The organism is Deinococcus aquiradiocola (assembly GCF_014646915.1).
GTDB lineage: Bacteria > Deinococcota > Deinococci > Deinococcales > Deinococcaceae > Deinococcus > Deinococcus aquiradiocola.
In genome coordinates this window covers 1-797 of the sequence record NZ_BMOE01000038.1, presented here as the reverse complement: position 1 = coordinate 797, position 797 = coordinate 1, and the positions used below count along the sequence as shown (strand labels likewise).

The 797-nt window shown below is 66.4% G+C and carries 1 protein-coding gene; it reads left to right on the top strand.

Features of this window, described 5'->3' with window-relative positions; genetic code table 11:
- Positions 1–797, top strand: a 797-nt coding sequence (locus tag IEY33_RS19060; RefSeq protein ID WP_188964869.1) for an elongation factor Tu, incomplete at both ends; no start/stop codon positions are given.

The window sequence follows — 797 nt, the reverse complement described above, 5'->3', positions numbered from 1 at the left end:
TACAACACCGAATCCCGCCACTACAGCCACGTGGACTGCCCCGGCCACGCCGACTACGTCAAGAACATGATCACCGGCGCCGCGCAGATGGACGGCGCGATCCTCGTGGTGTCCAGCGCGGACGGCCCGATGCCCCAGACGCGCGAGCACATCCTGCTCGCCCGCCAGGTCGGCGTGCCGTACATCGTGGTGTTCATGAACAAGGTCGACATGGTCGACGACGAAGAACTGCTGGAACTCGTCGAGATGGAAGTCCGCGAACTGCTCAGCCGCTACGAGTTCCCCGGCGACGACCTGCCCGTGGTCAAGGGCAGCGCCCTGCAGGCGCTGGAAGCGCTGGTCGCGGAACCCAAGATGGCGCGCGGCAGCAACAAGTGGGTGGACAACATCTGGGAACTGCTGGACGCGGTGGACAGCTACATCCCCACGCCTGAGCGCGACACGGACAAGGCGTTCCTGATGCCGGTGGAAGACGTGTTCACGATCACGGGCCGCGGGACCGTGGCGACGGGCCGCGTGGAGCGCGGGATCGTGAAGGTGCAGGACGAAGTGGAGATCGTGGGTCTGCGCGACACGCGCAAGACGACGGTGACGGGCATCGAGATGCACCGCAAGCTGCTGGATCAGGGCATGGCGGGCGACAACGTGGGCGTGCTGCTGCGCGGCGTGGCGCGTGACGACGTGGAGCGCGGCCAGGTGCTGGCGAAGCCCGGGAGCATCAAGCCGCACACGAAGTTCGAGGCGAGCGTGTACATCCTGTCGAAGGAAGAGGGTGGGCGTCACAGCGCGTTCTTCGG